Consider the following 14,857-nt stretch of genomic DNA (forward strand, 5'->3'; position numbering starts at 1 on the left):
GTAGTTACTTGTCGACAAACAAGGGTGACATCCGTGCAGGAAAGAGGGGGTCTGAGGCTTTTCAGCAAAGAGTGCCGTCGGCAACCGCCGCGACGGCACTCCACTCGATACGGTTACGCCTCGATCCGATTTGCGGACCGAAGGCGTGCGAAGCTCCGGGCGAGCAACCGCGACACGTGCATCTGGGAGACGCCGAGTTCGGCGCTGATCTGTGACTGCGTCAGATTGCTGTAGTAGCGGAGCAGCAGGATCCGCTGTTCCCGCTCGGGCAGTTGAACCAGGAGATGGCGTACGAGGTCGCGGTGTTCGACGCCGTCGAGCGCGGGGTCCTCGTAGCCGAGCCGGTCGAGCAGGCCGGGCAGCCCGTCGCCCTCCTGGGCCGCCTCCAGCGACGTCGCGTGGTACGAGCGGCCGGCCTCGATGCAGGCCAGCACCTCGTCCTCGGTGATGCGCAGCCGCTCGGCGATCTCCGAGGTCGTCGGCGAGCGCCCGAAGGCGGTGGTGAGGTCCTCGGTCGCGCCGGTCACCTGCACCCACAGCTCGTGCAACCGGCGCGGTACGTGGACGGTGCGGACGTTGTCGCGGAAGTACCGCTTGATCTCGCCGACCACGGTCGGCATCGCGAAGGTCGGGAACTGCACCCCGCGCTCCGGGTCGAACCGGTCGATGGCGTTGATGAGCCCGATGGTGCCGACCTGGACGACGTCCTCCATCGGCTCGTTGCGGCTGCGGAAGCGGGCGGCGGCGTACCGGACGAGGGGCAGGTTGGCCTCGATGAGGGCGCCGCGCACCCGGCCGTGTTCCGGGCTGCCCGGCTCCAGATCCTTCAGCTGACCGAAGAGCACCTGGGTGAGGGCCCGGGTGTCGGCACCGCGCGTGCTTCCGGTGGTCCCGGCGCTCCGGGGGGTCCCGGCGCCCGGTACGGGTTTGGCGGGTGGAGCTTCGGGCGCAGTACTGGCCGGCACGGGCAACGCCACCCCTTCTCAGACAAGCTCAGTCAAGCTCGGTCGACCTCGGTCAACTCATCCGTCAAAAGCGGTCATAGCATCACAAGACATGTGCACTGTGTGCAAGCACCTGATAACTACGTGTTGAGGGCGAGGGGGGAGGGTGTACGACAGAAAACGGCCCCGCACCGTCGCGGTGCGGGGCCGAAGTGGCGGGGTGGGGAGGAGTGGGACCGGATCAGAACTCGTAGTCCGCGATGACCCACGTGGCGAACTCGCGCCACAGCGCGACGCCCGCCTGGTGGGCGGGGTGCTCGAGGTACCGCTTCAGCGCATCGGTGTCCTCGACCGCCGAGTTGATGGCGAAGTCGTACGCGATGGGGCGGTCGGTGATGTTCCAGGCGCACTCCCAGAACGTGAGCTCCGGGATCTGCCCGCCGAGGGCGCGGAAGGCCTCGACGCCCTCGACCACACGCGGTTCGTCGCGCCGCACACCGTCGTTGAGCTTGAAGAGGACCAGATGGCGGATCACGGGCACTCCTTGAGGAAGCGGGGAGAAGGCGGGGAAGGGGGGAAGGCGGGGCGGGGAACGGAAGGGCGCCGCTCAGTCCTTGCCGCCGTTGGCGACCCACGTCATGAAGTCCCCGATGCTCCGAGCGGCGCTCGAGATCCCTTCGAAGCCTATCTGGACGTAGTCCGCGGCCTTGGCCGGGTCCGTGATGATCACATAGAGCACGAAGACGACCACGGCGAAAAGGCCGAGCTTCTTCCACTGCACTGCCACGATCCTGGCCTCCCCTTGCCCGCGACGCGTGTGTCCCCTGTGATCGCGGTGAGTCTAACCCGGGCCGTACTCACGGGGCTTTTAAGGACCAACGGCCCGGCAGCAGAGGCCCTTTGCCCGCGCTCCCCGGGTGGTGCGCGGAGCAGGATGGGTGGTGAGCCCGGCGGATCTGGCAGGAATCCGCGGGTGAGGGACCGGCCCCACTGCGGGGTCCGCGCCGTCCGCTTCCCCCCGACGGCGGCGTTGACTTGAGGGTCCGGTCCTCGTCGGGGGGAGCGGCTTGTCCCCCCGATGCCGTTCCCCCCGTCCTGGCGGGAGAGAGCCCCGGCGCGTGGAAGGCGCCGGGGCTTTCCGCGTGCCGCGGCACGAGCGATCCGCGCAACCCGCGAACAACCCACACGCGACGAAGGGCCCGTCCAGCTGGACGGGCCCTTCGTATCGAGAGCGGTAGCGGTGGGATTTGAACCCACGGAAGGGGGTTACCCTTCACTCGCTTTCGAGGCGAGCTCCTTCGGCCGCTCGGACACGCTACCGAGAGGAACTCTAGCCCAAAGTGCCCCGTGTTCTGAAATCCGTTCGGCCGACCCCCTGAGTCCCCCCGGAGTCAGCGGTTGCGGAAGAACTCGGTCAGCCGCGCCGCGCACGCGTCGGCGAGGACTCCCTGGATGACCTCGGGGCGGTGGTTGAGCCGTCTGTCGCGTACGACGTCCCACAGGGAGCCCGCCGCTCCGGCCTTCTCGTCGAGCGCTCCGTAGACCACCCGGTCCACCCGGGACTGCACGAGCGCGCCCGCGCACATCGTGCAGGGCTCCAGGGTGACGACGAGCGTGCAGCCGGTCAGCCGCCACTCGCCGAGTCCGGCGGCGGCCCTGCGCAGGGCGAGCACCTCCGCGTGGGCGGTGGGGTCGCCGGTCGCCTCGCGTTCGTTGTGACCCGTCGCGAGCACCGTCGTGCCGTCCGGGGACAGCACGACGGCGCCGACGGGCACGTCGCCGCCCGCGGCGGCCAGCTCGGCCTCGGCCAGGGCGAGCCGCATGGGCGCCCGCCAGCGGTCGCGTACGGGATCACCTTCGGTGATGTCGAGGGGAGAGTCGGAGGTCGGGTCGTTCGGGTCGTTCGGGTCGGTCACACGGGGAACCTAGCGGACGGTCTCCAGCACCTCCGCCGCCCCGAGGATTTCGGCGATCTCGCTGAGCGCGTCGCCTGCCTCCAGACCGAGCAGATCCTTCTCGGGCACGCCGAGGTCGGCGAGGATCTCCGTGTCGCCCAGGGGCCCGGACGGCACTCCCGAGGTGCCGGCGTCGTCGGCCGCGTCGCCGTCGGAGTCCGTGTCGGACGCCTCGGGTTCACCGTCCTCCGTACCGTCGAGGTCGAGGGCGTCGAGGTCGACCGCCCCGTCGTCGTCCGGGTCGCGGCCCAGCATCTCGTCGGTGAGCAGGATCTCCCCGTACGAGCTGCGGGCGGCCGCGGCCGCGTCCGAGACGTAGATACGAGGGTCCTCCTCACCGTCCACGCGGACGACGCCGAACCACGCGTCCTCCTGTTCGATGAAGACGAGCACTGTGTCGTCGTCGTAGTCAGCCGTGGCTTCACGGGCCAGATCGGCCAGATCCGCCAGGGTCTCCACATCGTCGAGCTCCGTGTCGCTCGCTTCCCACCCGTCTTCGGTGCGCGCGAGCAGTGCGGCGAAGTACACCGTGACTCTCCCACTGGTCATAGGCAGTGCCGGTTGGCGGTTTGGGATCCCCCCGGCGAGGTCGGGGGGCGGGGAGCACTGTGCCGAGCCCCGCCCATTCGGAATCGTGGCAGAAACGGCGCCGTCAGGAGAGGTCTTCCGCTCGCTGTGTTCCGCGTCGCGTTCTCCCGGGGGCTTTTCCCGGCCCTGCCGGGGGCCCGCCTGCAGGGGGGCGGCTACCAGCGGAACGTGCGCATGCGCATCTGCTGACGCATGCGTGCCGCCCGGGCGCGGCGCGGCTTCACGCGGTCGCGGAGCTCGATCGCCTCGTTGCGCTCCCGCAGGAACTGGGCGCGACGCCTGCGGCGCTCGATGTCGTTCTCGTCTTCCGGCTTGCGCTCCGCCATGGGCCACACCACCTCGGTTCGTACGTCCCCACCTTCCCTCGGACGGCGGTGTTGATGCCAGCGAGAGGCGTGGGGCCCGGGCCCGGTTACTGTTGATGGCATGCGGATCCACGTCGTCGACCACCCGCTGGTGGCGCACAAACTCACCACGCTGCGCGACAAGCGCACCGATTCCCCGACCTTCCGGCGCCTCGCCGACGAGCTGGTCACCCTGCTCGCGTACGAGGCCACCAGGGACGTGCGCACCGAGCAGGTCGACATCGACACCCCGGTCTCGCGGACCACGGGCGTCAAGCTCTCCCACCCGCGGCCGCTGGTCGTGCCGATCCTGCGCGCCGGTCTCGGCATGCTCGACGGCATGGTGCGGCTGCTGCCGACCGCCGAGGTGGGCTTCCTCGGCATGGTGCGCAACGAGGAGACGCTGCAGGCGTCCACGTACGCGACGCGCATGCCGGACGACCTCTCCGGCCGCCAGGTGTACGTGCTCGACCCGATGCTGGCCACCGGCGGCACGCTGGTCGCCGCGATCCAGGAGCTCATCAAGCGCGGCGCGGACGACGTGACCGCCGTGGTGCTGCTCGCCGCCCCCGAGGGCGTCGAGATCATGGAGCGCGAGCTGGCGGGGACGCCGGTGACGGTCGTGACGGCCTCGGTCGACGAGCGGCTCAACGAGCAGGGCTACATCGTGCCCGGCCTCGGGGACGCGGGCGACCGGATGTACGGGGCCGCGGAGTAGCGGTCCCTTTCCCCTGCCGGTTCGCCTACCGGCAGTTCTTCTTGCCTGACGGCACGGACGTCGGCTCGGGCTTGGCCAGTGCGGCCAGGGCCTTGTCGGCGTCCTCCTTTTTGGCCAGGTTCTTGAACTGGTTTCCGATGATCAGGTCGACGTCACCGGTCTTGCGTACGTCGGACTTGAGCTCGGCGCCCGCGAGCTGGGTGCCGAGGACGGGGAGCGAGGTGTCGGCGGCCGCCTTGGCGCCGAGCAGCATCCCGGTGCCCTTGACCTTCTTGTCGAACTCCTTGGTGGCGTTGCCGACCTTGCCGATGGCGAAGCCGCGCTTCTTGAGCTCGTCGGCGGTGCTCTTGGCCAGGCCGCCGCGGGGCGTGGCGTTGAAGACGTTGACGGTGATCTGCTTCGGCTTCGGCAGCGGCTTGCCCGCCTTGCCCTTCGCCGCGGCGGCCGAGGCGGCGGAGTGGCCCGCGGTGTCGTCGCCGTCCGGGTCACGGTCGCAGTCGCCGGCCGCGGAGCCCGCCGCCGAAGCCTTGTGGCCTCCCGTGAAGACGTCGATGAGCTGCAACGCGCCCCAGCCGATGAGGCCGAGGGCGGCGGTGGACGCGATGACCGCGAGCACGAGCCTGCGGCGGCCGTTGGGGCGGCGCATCCGTGGGTATTTGTCCCCCGTGATGCGGTATTCGCCGCCCATGCCGGGGGGAGTGAGCATGCTCATGGGCGCAGCGTAGTGCGGCGCGGCAGTGATGCCTACTAAATGATCATTACTTGAGGGGCAGTCCAACCCGAAAGGGCGAATGCGGGGTCGGGGCCCGGCTCGGCGGGGGTGTGGGGCCCGTGGCCGGACCCCGGCGTCAGCCCAGCTCGAGTACGCGCGCGTGGAGCACCTGGCGCTGCTGGAGCGCGGCGCGGACCGCGCGGTGCAGCCCGTCCTCCAGATAGAGGTCGCCCTGCCACTTCACGACGTGCGCGAAGAGGTCGCCGTAGAACGTGGAGTCCTCGGCGAGCAGGGTCTCGAGGTCGAGCTGGCCCTTGGTCGTCACGAGCTGATCGAGGCGGACCGGGCGCGGTGCGACGTCCGCCCACTGGCGGGTGCTTTCCCGGCCGTGGTCGGGGTACGGCCGGCCGTTTCCGATGCGCTTGAAGATCACACGGAAAGCCTACCGGGCAAGGCTCTCCGGGCGCAGCCATGGCGACGGAGTGCGAGTCTGGGAAATGCCGCTGCAAAGCGGGGCAAACCGGAAACGCACCAGCCGGGAACAGGGGTCGAAGTGAGCGATAGCCAGTCGATGCCGTCCACTCCGGGTCGTGCGAATCCCCCGAACGAGTCCGCGCCGGCGGCGGAGCCGGGTGCGGGAGGGGCGGGGGAAAGGGTGGGGGAAAGGACAGGGGGAAGCGCTCTGCCACCGGAGGCCGCGGAGATCGCCGCCGGGTACGCCTTCGCCGGGCCCGCCCTCGACCTGGGCGCGCTGCTCTGGGACGGACAGTGCCGTGCCGACGCGCCGGTCCGCATCCCGCTGCCCATGCTCAACCGGCACGGGCTCGTCGCCGGCGCCACCGGCACGGGCAAGACCAAGACGCTGCAGCTCATCGCCGAGCAGCTGGCCGCGCAGGGCGTCCCCGTCTTCCTCGCGGACATCAAGGGCGACGTGTCGGGCATCTCGGCGCCCGGCGCGGCGAACGACAAGGTCACCGAGCGGGCCGGGGAGGTCGGGCAGGAGTGGGCGGCGACCGGGTTCCCGAGCGAGTTCTACGCGCTCGGTGGCATCGGTACGGGGATCCCGGTGCGGGCCACGATCACCAGCTTCGGCCCCGTGCTGCTCGCCAAGGTGCTGCAGCTCAACCAGACGCAGGAGCAGTCGCTCGGTCTCGTCTTCCACTACGCCGACCAGAAGGGGCTCGAACTGGTCGACCTGAAGGACCTGCGGGCGGTCGTCACCTTCCTCACGTCCGACGAGGGCAAGCCGGAGCTGAAGGGCATCGGCGGTCTGTCGTCCGTGACGGCCGGCGTCATCCTGCGGGCGCTCACCACGTTCGAGGCGCAGGGCATGGCGGACTTCTTCGGGGAGCCGGAGTTCGACACGAGCGAGTTCCTGCGGCTCGCGCCGGACGGGCAGGGGCTGGTGTCGGTCCTGGAGCTGGCGGGCGTCCAGGACAAGCCGCAGCTCTTCTCGACCTTCCTGATGTGGCTCCTGGCCGACCTCTACCACGACCTGCCGGAAGTGGGCGACGTCGAGAAGCCGAAGCTCGTGTTCTTCTTCGATGAGGCCCATCTGCTCTTCAGTGGGGCGTCGAAGGCGTTTCTGGAGGCCATCACGCAGACCGTGCGGCTGATCCGGTCCAAGGGCGTCGGCGTCTTCCTCGTGACGCAGACGCCGAAGGACGTGCCCGCGGACGTCCTCGGACAGCTCGGCAACCGGGTGCAGCACGCGCTGCGGGCGTTCACCCCCGACGACCAGAAGGCACTGAAGGCGACCGTACGGACCTTCCCCGACTCGCCGTACGACCTGGCGGAGGTGCTCACCGGGCTCGGCACCGGCGAGGCGGTGATCACGGTGCTGAGCGAGAAGGGCGCGCCGACGCCGGTCGCGGCGACCCGGCTGCGGGCGCCCGAGTCGCTGATGCGGCCGGTGGCGGCGGAGGCGCTGGACCAGGCGGTGCGTTCGTCGCCGCTGTACGCGCGCTACGCGGACGCCGTCGACCGTGAGTCCGCGTACGAGAAGCTGACGGCCCGGGAGGTCGAGACGCAGGCCCGCAAGCAGGCCGATGCGGCGGCCGCCGATGCGGCGAAGGAGGCCCGCACGCAGGCACGGGCGAAGCCCCGGGGCGACGGGTCCGTCGTGGAGCAGGTGGTGGGGAGCGGGATGTTCAAGTCGTTGATGCGGTCCGTGGGGACGCAGATCGGGCGGGAGATCTCACGGTCGGTGTTCGGGACGGCCCGGCGCCGACGCTGAGTCCGGTGCCGACGCTGAGTGCGGCGGGGGCGCCGGGGCTGGCGGGGCACCGGGTCTGGCGGGGCGCCTTGAGCGGGCCGCGTGGTGCGGGCCGCCGGGTGCGGGTCGCCTGGCCGCTTGGTGCGGGCTGCGCCGGGCCGTCGGGGTCAGGCGTCCTTGGGTCGCTGCTCGGATTCGGTGGGGTCGGTCTCGCGGATCGTCTGCTCCGGCGAAGGCGCCGGGTTCGCGGGTGCCGACTGCGGCGGCGTCGTACGGACGGCCTCCGCGCGCAGGAGCGCTTGCAGGGCCGCGTAGGGGTCGATGGGCATGAAGGTGTCCTTGATCTGCGCGCTGGGACGGCTGGCGGGGGACGGGACGGGGGCGGCCGCCGAGTGCCTGCTCCCTGTCCCTGTCCTGGTCCCTGTCAGCAGCGCAGGACCACCGAACGCGGGGTCGGGACGCGGGGGTGCAGAAGGGCGGGGCGCGGGGCCGGGCCGACGGCGGGGTGCCGGGGCGGCGCCGGACGGGGCGTACGAGGGGTGGGGACGCGGGTGGCGTGGCCGGTCGGGAGGCGCAGCGCCGTGTCGGTGGCGTCCTCCTGGATCTCGCTGCCGCCGGATTCCGTGGAGACGGCGGCGGGCGGGGGCGGGACCGCCGCGGTGGCGGGGGCGGCGGGGACGGCGGTGAGGGCGCCGAGCAGGAGCGCGAGGAAGGTGAGCAGCACCCGGGGCCACGTGCGGTGGCGGCGGTACGGGGGCGGGGTGCTCATGGAGGGCATGTCCCCGTACGAACGGTTCGTCGACCGCCCGACGCCGAGATCCGCCCTCATGGGCTAGGGGGTCATGGGGTCAGGGGGCATGGGTCAGGGGGCATGGGCCACGAAGTCCGCGCGCCCCGTCCCGTCCCGCCCCGTCCCGCCCGGCCCGCCGCCTTCAGCCGCTGTTCGTGCGGGCCTTCGCCTTCAGCTGCTGTTTGTGCGCCCTGACCTTGAGGAGGGACTCCGGGCCCGTGATGTCCGCGACGGACCGGTACGCCTCGGCGGCGCCGTAGTCCCCGGCGGCCTCGCGCCAGCCCTTGGGGCGGACGCCCAGCTGCTTGCCGAGGAGGGCGACGAAGATCTGGGACTTCTGCTTGCCGAAGCCGGGCAGGTCGTTGAGGCGCTCGAGGAGCTCCCCGCCGGTGGTGGCGTCCTGCCACAGCGCCGTCGGGTCGCCGTCGTAGTGGTCCACCAGGTACTGGCAGAGCTGCTGGATCCGCTTGGCCATCGAGCCCGGGTACCGGTGCACCGCCGGCTTCGTGGAGAGGAGCGCGGCGAAGTCCTCGGGGTCGTACGCCGCGATCTCCCGCGCGTCGAGGTCGTCCGCGCCCAGCCGCGTGGCGATCGTGTACGGGCCCGCGAACGCCCACTCCATGGGGACCTGCTGGTCGAGGAGCATGCCGACCAGCGCGGCCAGCGGGCTGCGGCCGAGGAGTTCGTCGGCCGCCTCGTCCTGTGCGAGGTGAAGGGTCACGTCCATGAGCCGATGATCCCCCGTCGACGGCCCCGTCGCTCGTCGCCCACCGCCCACCGCACCGAGCGGCGAGCGCCGAACCACCACGCGGCGCGAAAACCCGGATGCGCCCCGCCCGACCGGCGCGTTAGCCTCGGACACATGTCTACGCCCCGCATCTCCTAGCCAGGACACACGCCTCCACGTCACCCGTGTGTCCATTCGCTGTTGCGGAGCGTTACTTCATGATCACCGTACGAGGTGCCGACGTGCGCGTCGGTGCCCGCCTCCTGCTGTCCGACGTCTCCTTCCACGTCGCCCCGGGCGACCGCGTCGGCCTGGTCGGGCGCAACGGCGCCGGCAAGACCAGCCTCCTGAAAATCCTCGCGGGGCAAGCCACCCCCGCCGCCGGCACCGTCACCCGTACCGGCTCCGTCGGCCACCTCGCCCAGGACCCGGGCGCCGCCGACCCCGCCGTCACCGTCACCGACCGCATCCTGTCCGCGCGCGGCCTGGACGAGGCGGTGGCGGCGCTGCGTACCGCCGAGGCCGCCATGGCCCGTGCCACCACCCCGGCCGCGCAGGAGCGGGCCATGGCGGCCTACGCCCGCGCGGAGGACCGTTTCCAGGCCCGCGGCGGCTACGCGGCCGAGGCCGAGGCCGCCCGCGTCGCCGCCGGACTCGGGCTGCCCGAACGCGCCCTGCACCAGCCTGTGGGCGATCTGTCGGGCGGCCAGCGGCGCCGCGTCGAACTGGCCCGCATCCTCTTCTCGCGCCACGACACCCTGCTCCTCGACGAGCCGACGAACCACCTCGACGCCGACTCGGTGGCCTGGCTGCGCGGGTTTCTGGCGGGGTACCCGGGCGGCCTCGTCCTCATCAGCCACGACACCGGGCTGCTCGCCGACGTCGTCAACCGCGTCCTCCACCTCGACCCGCGGCGGGCCGTCATCGACGTGCACAACACCGGATGGCACACCTACCTCGCCCAGCGCGCGGCCGACGAGCGGCGACGTACCCGGGAACGCGCCAACGCCGAGCGCAAGGCCGCCTCGCTGCGCTCCCAGGCCGACAAGATGCGCTCCCGCGTCGCCACCGCCACCGCCGCGAAGAACATGGACCGGCGCGCCGAACGCCTGCTCGCGGACGCGGAGCCGGTCCGGCGCGGCGAGAAGGTTGCCCGCATCCGGCTGCCCGAGCCCGCCCCGTGCGGCCGGACGCCGCTCGGCGCGATCAGCCTCACCAAGGCGTACGGGTCCCATCGCGTCCTCACCGGTGTCGACCTGGCCGTCGACCGGGGCAGCCGCCTGGTCGTCCTCGGCTTCAACGGCGCGGGCAAGACGACGCTGCTCCGGCTCCTGGCGGGGCGTGAACTCCCGGACACGGGAAGGGTGGTTGAGGGGCCGGGGCTGCGGCTCGGCTACTTCGCGCAGGAGCACGACACGTTGGCGGCGGACCGGACCGTACGGGAGAACCTCGCGGCCGCGGCCCCGCACCTGACCGACGGCGAGGTGCGCCGGGTGCTCGGCTCCTTCCTGTTCGGCGGGGACGACGCGGACAAGCCCGCCGCCGTGCTCTCGGGCGGCGAGAAGACGCGGCTCGCTCTGGCGGGCCTCGTGCACTCGGGCGCGAACGTCCTGCTCCTCGACGAGCCCACCAACAACCTGGATCCGGCGTCCAGGGACGAGGTGCTCGCGGCCGTGGGGACGTACCCGGGGGCGATCGTGATGGTCACGCACGACGAGGGCGCGATCGACGCGCTGCGCCCGGACCGCGTCCTGCTGCTCCCTGACGGGACGGAGGACTTGTGGAGCGCCGACTACCGGGAGCTGGTCGCGCTGGCCTGAGGGCGGGGTGGGCGGAGTGGGGTGACGGCGGCGGAAGGTGACTTGGCGGCGGAAGGTGACTTGAGGCGGAAGCGAGGTCGCCGTCCCCACCGCTGTGATTCGATGCTGCGATGAGACGAGACCGTGCCGCCGACGCGGCCGACGGGCACCCCGTCCTGCGGTTGCGGGAACGTTCCGGTCAGCGTGACCTGGACGCCTGCGTCGGCGTGCTCACCGGCGTCCACAAGGCCGACGGCTACCCCGTCGACTGGCCGGACCGGCCCGCCGAATGGCTGGAGGGCGACGGCGCACTCGGCGCCTGGGTCGCCGAGCTCGACGGCCGGGTCGTCGGACACGTGGGCCTCGCCCGCCCCGGCGCGGGGGACGAGGCGCCGGCCCTGTGGAGCGAGCGGGCGGGACCGGAGGCCGGGGCTGGCCGGCGTCGTCAGCCGCCTCTTCGTCGCGCCGGACGCCCGGGGCCACGGCATCGGCGCCCTGCTGATGGGACGGGTCGTACGGGAGGCGCGGGCGCGCGGGCTGCACCCGGTCCTCGACGTCGTGTCCTCCGACACCGCGGCCGCCGCCCTCTACGCCCGCCTGGGCTGGCAGTTGCTCGCCATCGTGGAACAGCAATGGCGACCCGGCCTGCGGGTCGCCCTGCACTGTTACGCGGCTCCGCCGGAGGATCCCCGGCAGCACTGAGGCCGCACTGAGGCCGCACTGAGGCCGCACTGAGGCCGCACCGGGAACGCCCGGTTCCGCGTCGGCCGCCGCTCAGCCCAGCAGCGAACGGACCGCCGCGCGGTCGACGCTCGTCAGGGCGCGGACCAGCTTCGGGGTGAGGAAGACGAGCACGGCACCGATGCCGGCGACCGCCGCGATCTGGGCGGGCGAGGTGATGTAGTACTCGTGGTGCCGGCCGCCCGACGTGAAGTCGTACACGCGGTAGCCGGGCCAGCCCACGTAACGGTGGAAGACCCAGGAGTACGTGGGGAAGAGCGCGACCACCCAGCCGGTGACGAAGAACGTCACCGTCAGGACGAAGCTGAGGACGCGCCAGGGGAACATGACCACCTGGAACAGCAGCGCCTTCCAGCCCGCGGCGTCCGCGAGCCGGGCCCTGGTCCCGGCCCAGAACCCCTTCGCCCGCGGCCCGTCGCCCTCCGCACCGTATGCCCCCGTGCCGTACGCCCCCGGGCCGTCGACGGTGAGCCCGAGACCCACCCGCGCCCGGAGCCGTTCCGCACTGCCGAGCCCGCGCGCCCCGGCGAGCGCCACGGCGAGGACGGGCAGCCCGAGCAGGGTGACGAGCAGCCCCGCGCCGAGGCAGAACATGGTCACGGCGAAGACGAACCCGACGATGGCGAGGGGGAACGAGGTCAGCACGTACCCGATCTCGCGGAAGGTGACGCCGGAGAACGGCGCCCGCCAGAACCCGGGCCTGCGCGGACGGACCGTGGGGCCGGTCGTCGGAGGGGTCACCGCAGCGGCCACCCCCGCGGCCGACGAGGTCGAAGTGGCGTACGGCAGGGTGCTGGTGCTCATGGCGGGCCCTCGAATCGTCGTGGAGCGTGGGGAGCGGGGACGTGTCGTGTTGACGTGCTCCACGCTCCCGTATCCGCGGCCCCGGCGGCATACGGTGCTCCGGTGTCTATGGGGTGGTGCTAGCCCCCCTGACTGCCAGCCCCCCTGACTGCCAGCCCCCCTGGCCGCGAGGCCCCTCCGGATACACGCCCCCCTCCGGCAGACGAGGTCACCGGCGCTCCAACTCCGCCCGCCGAAGGGCCCCTTGCCCACGCAACCACTGGACGACGTCCTCGGCGGCGCCGGCGTCGATGGCGATGTCCAGCGGAGTCATGTCGTCGTACCCGACCCAGTCGAGCTCGGCGCCGCACTCCAACAGGTAGCGGGCGGTGGCCAGTTGACCGCCGTGACACGCACCCCAAAAGGCACCGGATATGTCGACCGGATCGAGCGATGGAGTTCTCCCGCCCCGGCCAAGGCTCTCGACGAAGGCCGTGACCCGGTCGAGCAGCCCCAGCGTCGCCGCGTCCTGCAACGTCGTACGGGCCCCGTGCTCCAGCAGCCGCCGCGCCGCGCGCCACTGTCCGAACCCGCGCGCGTCGGCGAGCGGCGTGCCGCCCGCGATGACGCCGCCGGGCGCCTCGATGTCCGCGCCGGCCGCGATGAGGGCGTCGAGCGCGGGGACGTCGTCGTTGCTCGCGGCCCAGTGCAGCGGAGTCTCGGAGTGCGCCCCGACGAAGGGCGTGCCGGGGTCGGCGCCCGCCTCGACGAGGGCGGCGATGACCTCGGGGCCGGCAGGGATGTGTCCGGGCCAGTCCGTGGCGATGTGCAGCAGGCTGCGCGTGCCGGCCGCCTCGCCGACCCGTCTGATCCCGGTGGCCCCGAGCCCGGGATGTGTGACGAACAGCTGCCGCAGCCCGGCCACGTCACCGGAGCGGATCGCACCGGTCACCGCGACAGCCAGAGGATCCCCCGCGTCGAGAACTGCCATGCCCGACCTCCTAACGCTGCCTGCGATTCTGTCAGGACCCACTGACAACGACCGCTCGTTCCGCGACGGCCGGCCCGCTCCTCCGGTGCAGCACCCCGCCGAGGGCCACCGCGACGACCACGGCGATCAAGTGCTCGCGCCCCGCGAGGTCGAGGTCCCTGATCGAACCGGTCACCGTCGGGACCACCACGGCGATGAAGAGCAGAGGCGCCCGCAGCGCCACGGAGGTGTAGGCGAAGAGCCCGACGATCGCGGCGGAGGTACCGGTGTCGACCGTGTGCGCGACATCGGCGGGCAGTCCGCCGAGCCGTTCGGGCCCGAGAGCGACCATGAGACGCGCCCCGAGCGTCCCGGCCAGCGTGACGGTGTACGCCACCGCCAGCGTGCGTATGCGCCCGAACAGCAGCTCGGCGAGGGCGAAGGCGAGCAACAGCCGGGGGAGCCCACCCCAGACGGGCAGGTCCACCGCGGGCACGAACATCGATACGGGCGTCCGCAGCAGGGTCACCCAGAACGGCTGATCACCCCGCACCTCACTGACGAAACGCACCACGCCACCACCTACCCCGGTCTGCTGGAACGCGTGCAGCCCGATGACGGCGAGAGCCCCGAAAACAGCGACCGAGACCCCACGAACCCCCCGCCCCCACAACCGCCCCAGGGACCGGACGACCACGACCCGCCACTCATGCCGGACCACCCGCCACCCCCAAAGGCCCACCCGCAGCACGAACGCCCTGAGCACCCCGAGAGAGACCGACACCGACACCGACTTGCCCACCCTTGTCCACACCCGCACCCGAAGAGGGCCCTCGCCCACCCGGCCGAGCAAATGCGGAGGATACGTGACACCCCTCCCGCGACGCCCCGCCCGGCCGTCAATCGGCCAGCATGCGGAGCTCGTCGCCCAGCTCGGGGTCGGCGATCTCATGCCCCCGGGCGAAGCTCTTGAAGATCGCGGTCCCGGTGTGGCGATCGACCGATGCGGCGTAGCAGAGCTCCACCTGCCCGCATCGATCACAGAGGAGGCCGGCCACCAGGGGCGCCAGGGTGAGCGCGCCCGCTGAGGTCAGCAAGTAGAAGGTGTCGTTGGCGACGGGCTCGTCCCACGTGAAGGACTGGCACTCGAAATCGGGGTGGTCGCCGGTCACGCGCTGCATCACGACGTCGAAGCGGCGGGGGCGCGGCCGGTAACCGCACGAAACGGTGAGCAGCCACGGGGTGGCGACGAGGAAGTCCGCGGCCTCCAGGGCTCGTTCGAGCCGCGGTCTGAACTCCGCCGTGCGCAGGGCCGATTCCTGTGGGCTGCGGGGGCTTGTCGCCGTGCGAGGTGCGGTTGCGTTCGTTCTGCAGGGCCCGGAGGTCGGTGAGGATCCCCGGAGCGCGGCCATCGCCCTGGAGGGCGGTACGGAGGCCGGGCACCAGGTCGGGCTGGGCGGTGGAGACGGGCCCGAGGTGTTGGTCGAGCCAATTCGTCCACGTCCCGAACGTGGCGCGTCTGAGTAACCCGTTCCGCAGCGCCACGAGCCCCTGACGCGCGCGATCTCGCT

Annotated in this window: 18 protein-coding genes, 1 tRNA gene and 1 pseudogene; 4 read left to right on the top strand and 16 right to left on the bottom strand. The window is 72.0% G+C overall.

Annotation, left to right across the window (positions count from 1 at the left end; all coding sequences use genetic code 11):
- Positions 1-113: 113 nt before the first annotated feature.
- The 7 genes from ACZ6CV_RS12710 to ACZ6CV_RS12740 all read right to left on the bottom strand — a co-directional run bounded on the left by ACZ6CV_RS12710 (position 114) and on the right by ACZ6CV_RS12740 (position 3,813).
- Positions 114-965 (bottom strand): RNA polymerase sigma factor SigF, encoded by an 852-nt coding sequence (locus ACZ6CV_RS12710; protein ID WP_362375117.1) that lies wholly within the window; start codon positions 963-965, stop codon positions 114-116.
- 220 nt (positions 966-1,185) lie between these two features.
- The gene (locus ACZ6CV_RS12715) at positions 1,186-1,479 is read right to left on the bottom strand and encodes a Dabb family protein (protein WP_355814575.1); all 294 of its coding nucleotides are present in this window, start codon (positions 1,477-1,479) and stop codon (positions 1,186-1,188) included.
- 72 nt (positions 1,480-1,551) lie between these two features.
- On the bottom strand, positions 1,552-1,731 hold the full coding sequence (locus ACZ6CV_RS12720; protein ID WP_355814578.1) for a hypothetical protein: 180 nt from the start codon (positions 1,729-1,731) through the stop codon (positions 1,552-1,554).
- Positions 1,732-2,176: 445 nt separating this feature from the next.
- Positions 2,177-2,264: transfer RNA gene (locus ACZ6CV_RS12725), tRNA-Ser, on the bottom strand.
- Between the two features lie 71 nt (positions 2,265-2,335).
- Positions 2,336-2,767: a tRNA adenosine(34) deaminase TadA gene (gene tadA, locus ACZ6CV_RS12730; protein ID WP_362375531.1), complete on the bottom strand. Its 432-nt coding sequence runs from the start codon at positions 2,765-2,767 to the stop codon at positions 2,336-2,338.
- Positions 2,768-2,869: 102 nt separating this feature from the next.
- Positions 2,870-3,427, bottom strand: a complete 558-nt coding sequence (locus ACZ6CV_RS12735; RefSeq protein WP_362375112.1) for a tRNA adenosine deaminase-associated protein — start codon at positions 3,425-3,427, stop codon at positions 2,870-2,872.
- Positions 3,428-3,642: 215 nt separating this feature from the next.
- The gene (locus ACZ6CV_RS12740) at positions 3,643-3,813 is read right to left on the bottom strand and encodes a hypothetical protein (RefSeq protein WP_362375109.1); all 171 of its coding nucleotides are present in this window, start codon (positions 3,811-3,813) and stop codon (positions 3,643-3,645) included.
- A gap of 100 nt (positions 3,814-3,913) precedes the next feature.
- On the opposite strand from ACZ6CV_RS12740, the gene upp reads away from it, so the two are divergent.
- A complete protein-coding gene (gene upp, locus ACZ6CV_RS12745) occupies positions 3,914-4,549 on the top strand; it encodes a uracil phosphoribosyltransferase (RefSeq protein ID WP_362375107.1) in 636 nt (211 codons plus the stop codon).
- Positions 4,550-4,574: 25 nt separating this feature from the next.
- Here upp and ACZ6CV_RS12750 read toward each other — a convergent pair whose 3' ends face one another.
- Complete coding sequence (locus ACZ6CV_RS12750; RefSeq protein WP_469250793.1) at positions 4,575-5,261, bottom strand: LytR C-terminal domain-containing protein; 687 nt, start codon at positions 5,259-5,261, stop codon at positions 4,575-4,577.
- A 136-nt stretch (positions 5,262-5,397) separates the two neighbouring features.
- Complete coding sequence (locus tag ACZ6CV_RS12755; protein ID WP_003955420.1) at positions 5,398-5,694, bottom strand: type II toxin-antitoxin system VapB family antitoxin; 297 nt, start codon at positions 5,692-5,694, stop codon at positions 5,398-5,400.
- Between the two features lie 138 nt (positions 5,695-5,832).
- On the opposite strand from ACZ6CV_RS12755, the gene ACZ6CV_RS12760 reads away from it, so the two are divergent.
- A complete protein-coding gene (locus tag ACZ6CV_RS12760; protein ID WP_469250906.1) occupies positions 5,833-7,497 on the top strand; it encodes a helicase HerA-like domain-containing protein in 1,665 nt (554 codons plus the stop codon).
- A gap of 146 nt (positions 7,498-7,643) precedes the next feature.
- On the opposite strand, the gene ACZ6CV_RS12765 is transcribed toward ACZ6CV_RS12760, so the two are convergent.
- From ACZ6CV_RS12765 to ACZ6CV_RS12775, 3 genes are all read right to left on the bottom strand, one after another.
- Complete coding sequence (locus ACZ6CV_RS12765) at positions 7,644-7,805, bottom strand: hypothetical protein (protein WP_469250794.1); 162 nt, start codon at positions 7,803-7,805, stop codon at positions 7,644-7,646.
- Between the two features lie 95 nt (positions 7,806-7,900).
- Complete coding sequence (locus ACZ6CV_RS12770; RefSeq protein ID WP_469250795.1) at positions 7,901-8,245, bottom strand: hypothetical protein; 345 nt, start codon at positions 8,243-8,245, stop codon at positions 7,901-7,903.
- 163 nt (positions 8,246-8,408) lie between these two features.
- Positions 8,409-8,993 (bottom strand): HhH-GPD-type base excision DNA repair protein, encoded by a 585-nt coding sequence (locus tag ACZ6CV_RS12775; protein ID WP_469250796.1) that lies wholly within the window; start codon positions 8,991-8,993, stop codon positions 8,409-8,411.
- A 218-nt stretch (positions 8,994-9,211) separates the two neighbouring features.
- Between ACZ6CV_RS12775 and ACZ6CV_RS12780 the strand changes: the two genes are divergently transcribed.
- Together ACZ6CV_RS12780 and ACZ6CV_RS12785 are read left to right on the top strand one after the other, a co-directional pair.
- Positions 9,212-10,813 carry an ABC-F family ATP-binding cassette domain-containing protein gene (locus ACZ6CV_RS12780; protein ID WP_469250797.1) on the top strand — a complete coding sequence of 534 codons (1,602 nt, stop codon included), beginning with the start codon at positions 9,212-9,214 and terminating at the stop codon, positions 10,811-10,813.
- Between the two features lie 110 nt (positions 10,814-10,923).
- A pseudogene (locus ACZ6CV_RS12785) lies at positions 10,924-11,494 on the top strand (GNAT family N-acetyltransferase).
- Between the two features lie 72 nt (positions 11,495-11,566).
- Here the strand turns inward: ACZ6CV_RS12785 and ACZ6CV_RS12790 are convergent.
- The 4 genes from ACZ6CV_RS12790 to ACZ6CV_RS12805 all read right to left on the bottom strand — a co-directional run bounded on the left by ACZ6CV_RS12790 (position 11,567) and on the right by ACZ6CV_RS12805 (position 14,698).
- Positions 11,567-12,337 carry a sensor domain-containing protein gene (locus tag ACZ6CV_RS12790; RefSeq protein ID WP_469250798.1) on the bottom strand — a complete coding sequence of 257 codons (771 nt, stop codon included), beginning with the start codon at positions 12,335-12,337 and terminating at the stop codon, positions 11,567-11,569.
- A 208-nt stretch (positions 12,338-12,545) separates the two neighbouring features.
- Positions 12,546-13,307, bottom strand: a complete 762-nt coding sequence (locus ACZ6CV_RS12795) for an ankyrin repeat domain-containing protein (protein WP_469250799.1) — start codon at positions 13,305-13,307, stop codon at positions 12,546-12,548.
- A gap of 31 nt (positions 13,308-13,338) precedes the next feature.
- On the bottom strand, positions 13,339-13,860 hold the full coding sequence (locus ACZ6CV_RS12800) for a hypothetical protein (protein ID WP_469250800.1): 522 nt from the start codon (positions 13,858-13,860) through the stop codon (positions 13,339-13,341).
- 325 nt (positions 13,861-14,185) lie between these two features.
- Positions 14,186-14,698: a hypothetical protein gene (locus ACZ6CV_RS12805; protein WP_469250801.1), complete on the bottom strand. Its 513-nt coding sequence runs from the start codon at positions 14,696-14,698 to the stop codon at positions 14,186-14,188.
- Positions 14,699-14,857 lie beyond the last annotated feature (159 nt).

It is taken from the genome of Streptomyces sp. NPDC041713, from assembly GCF_055591085.1.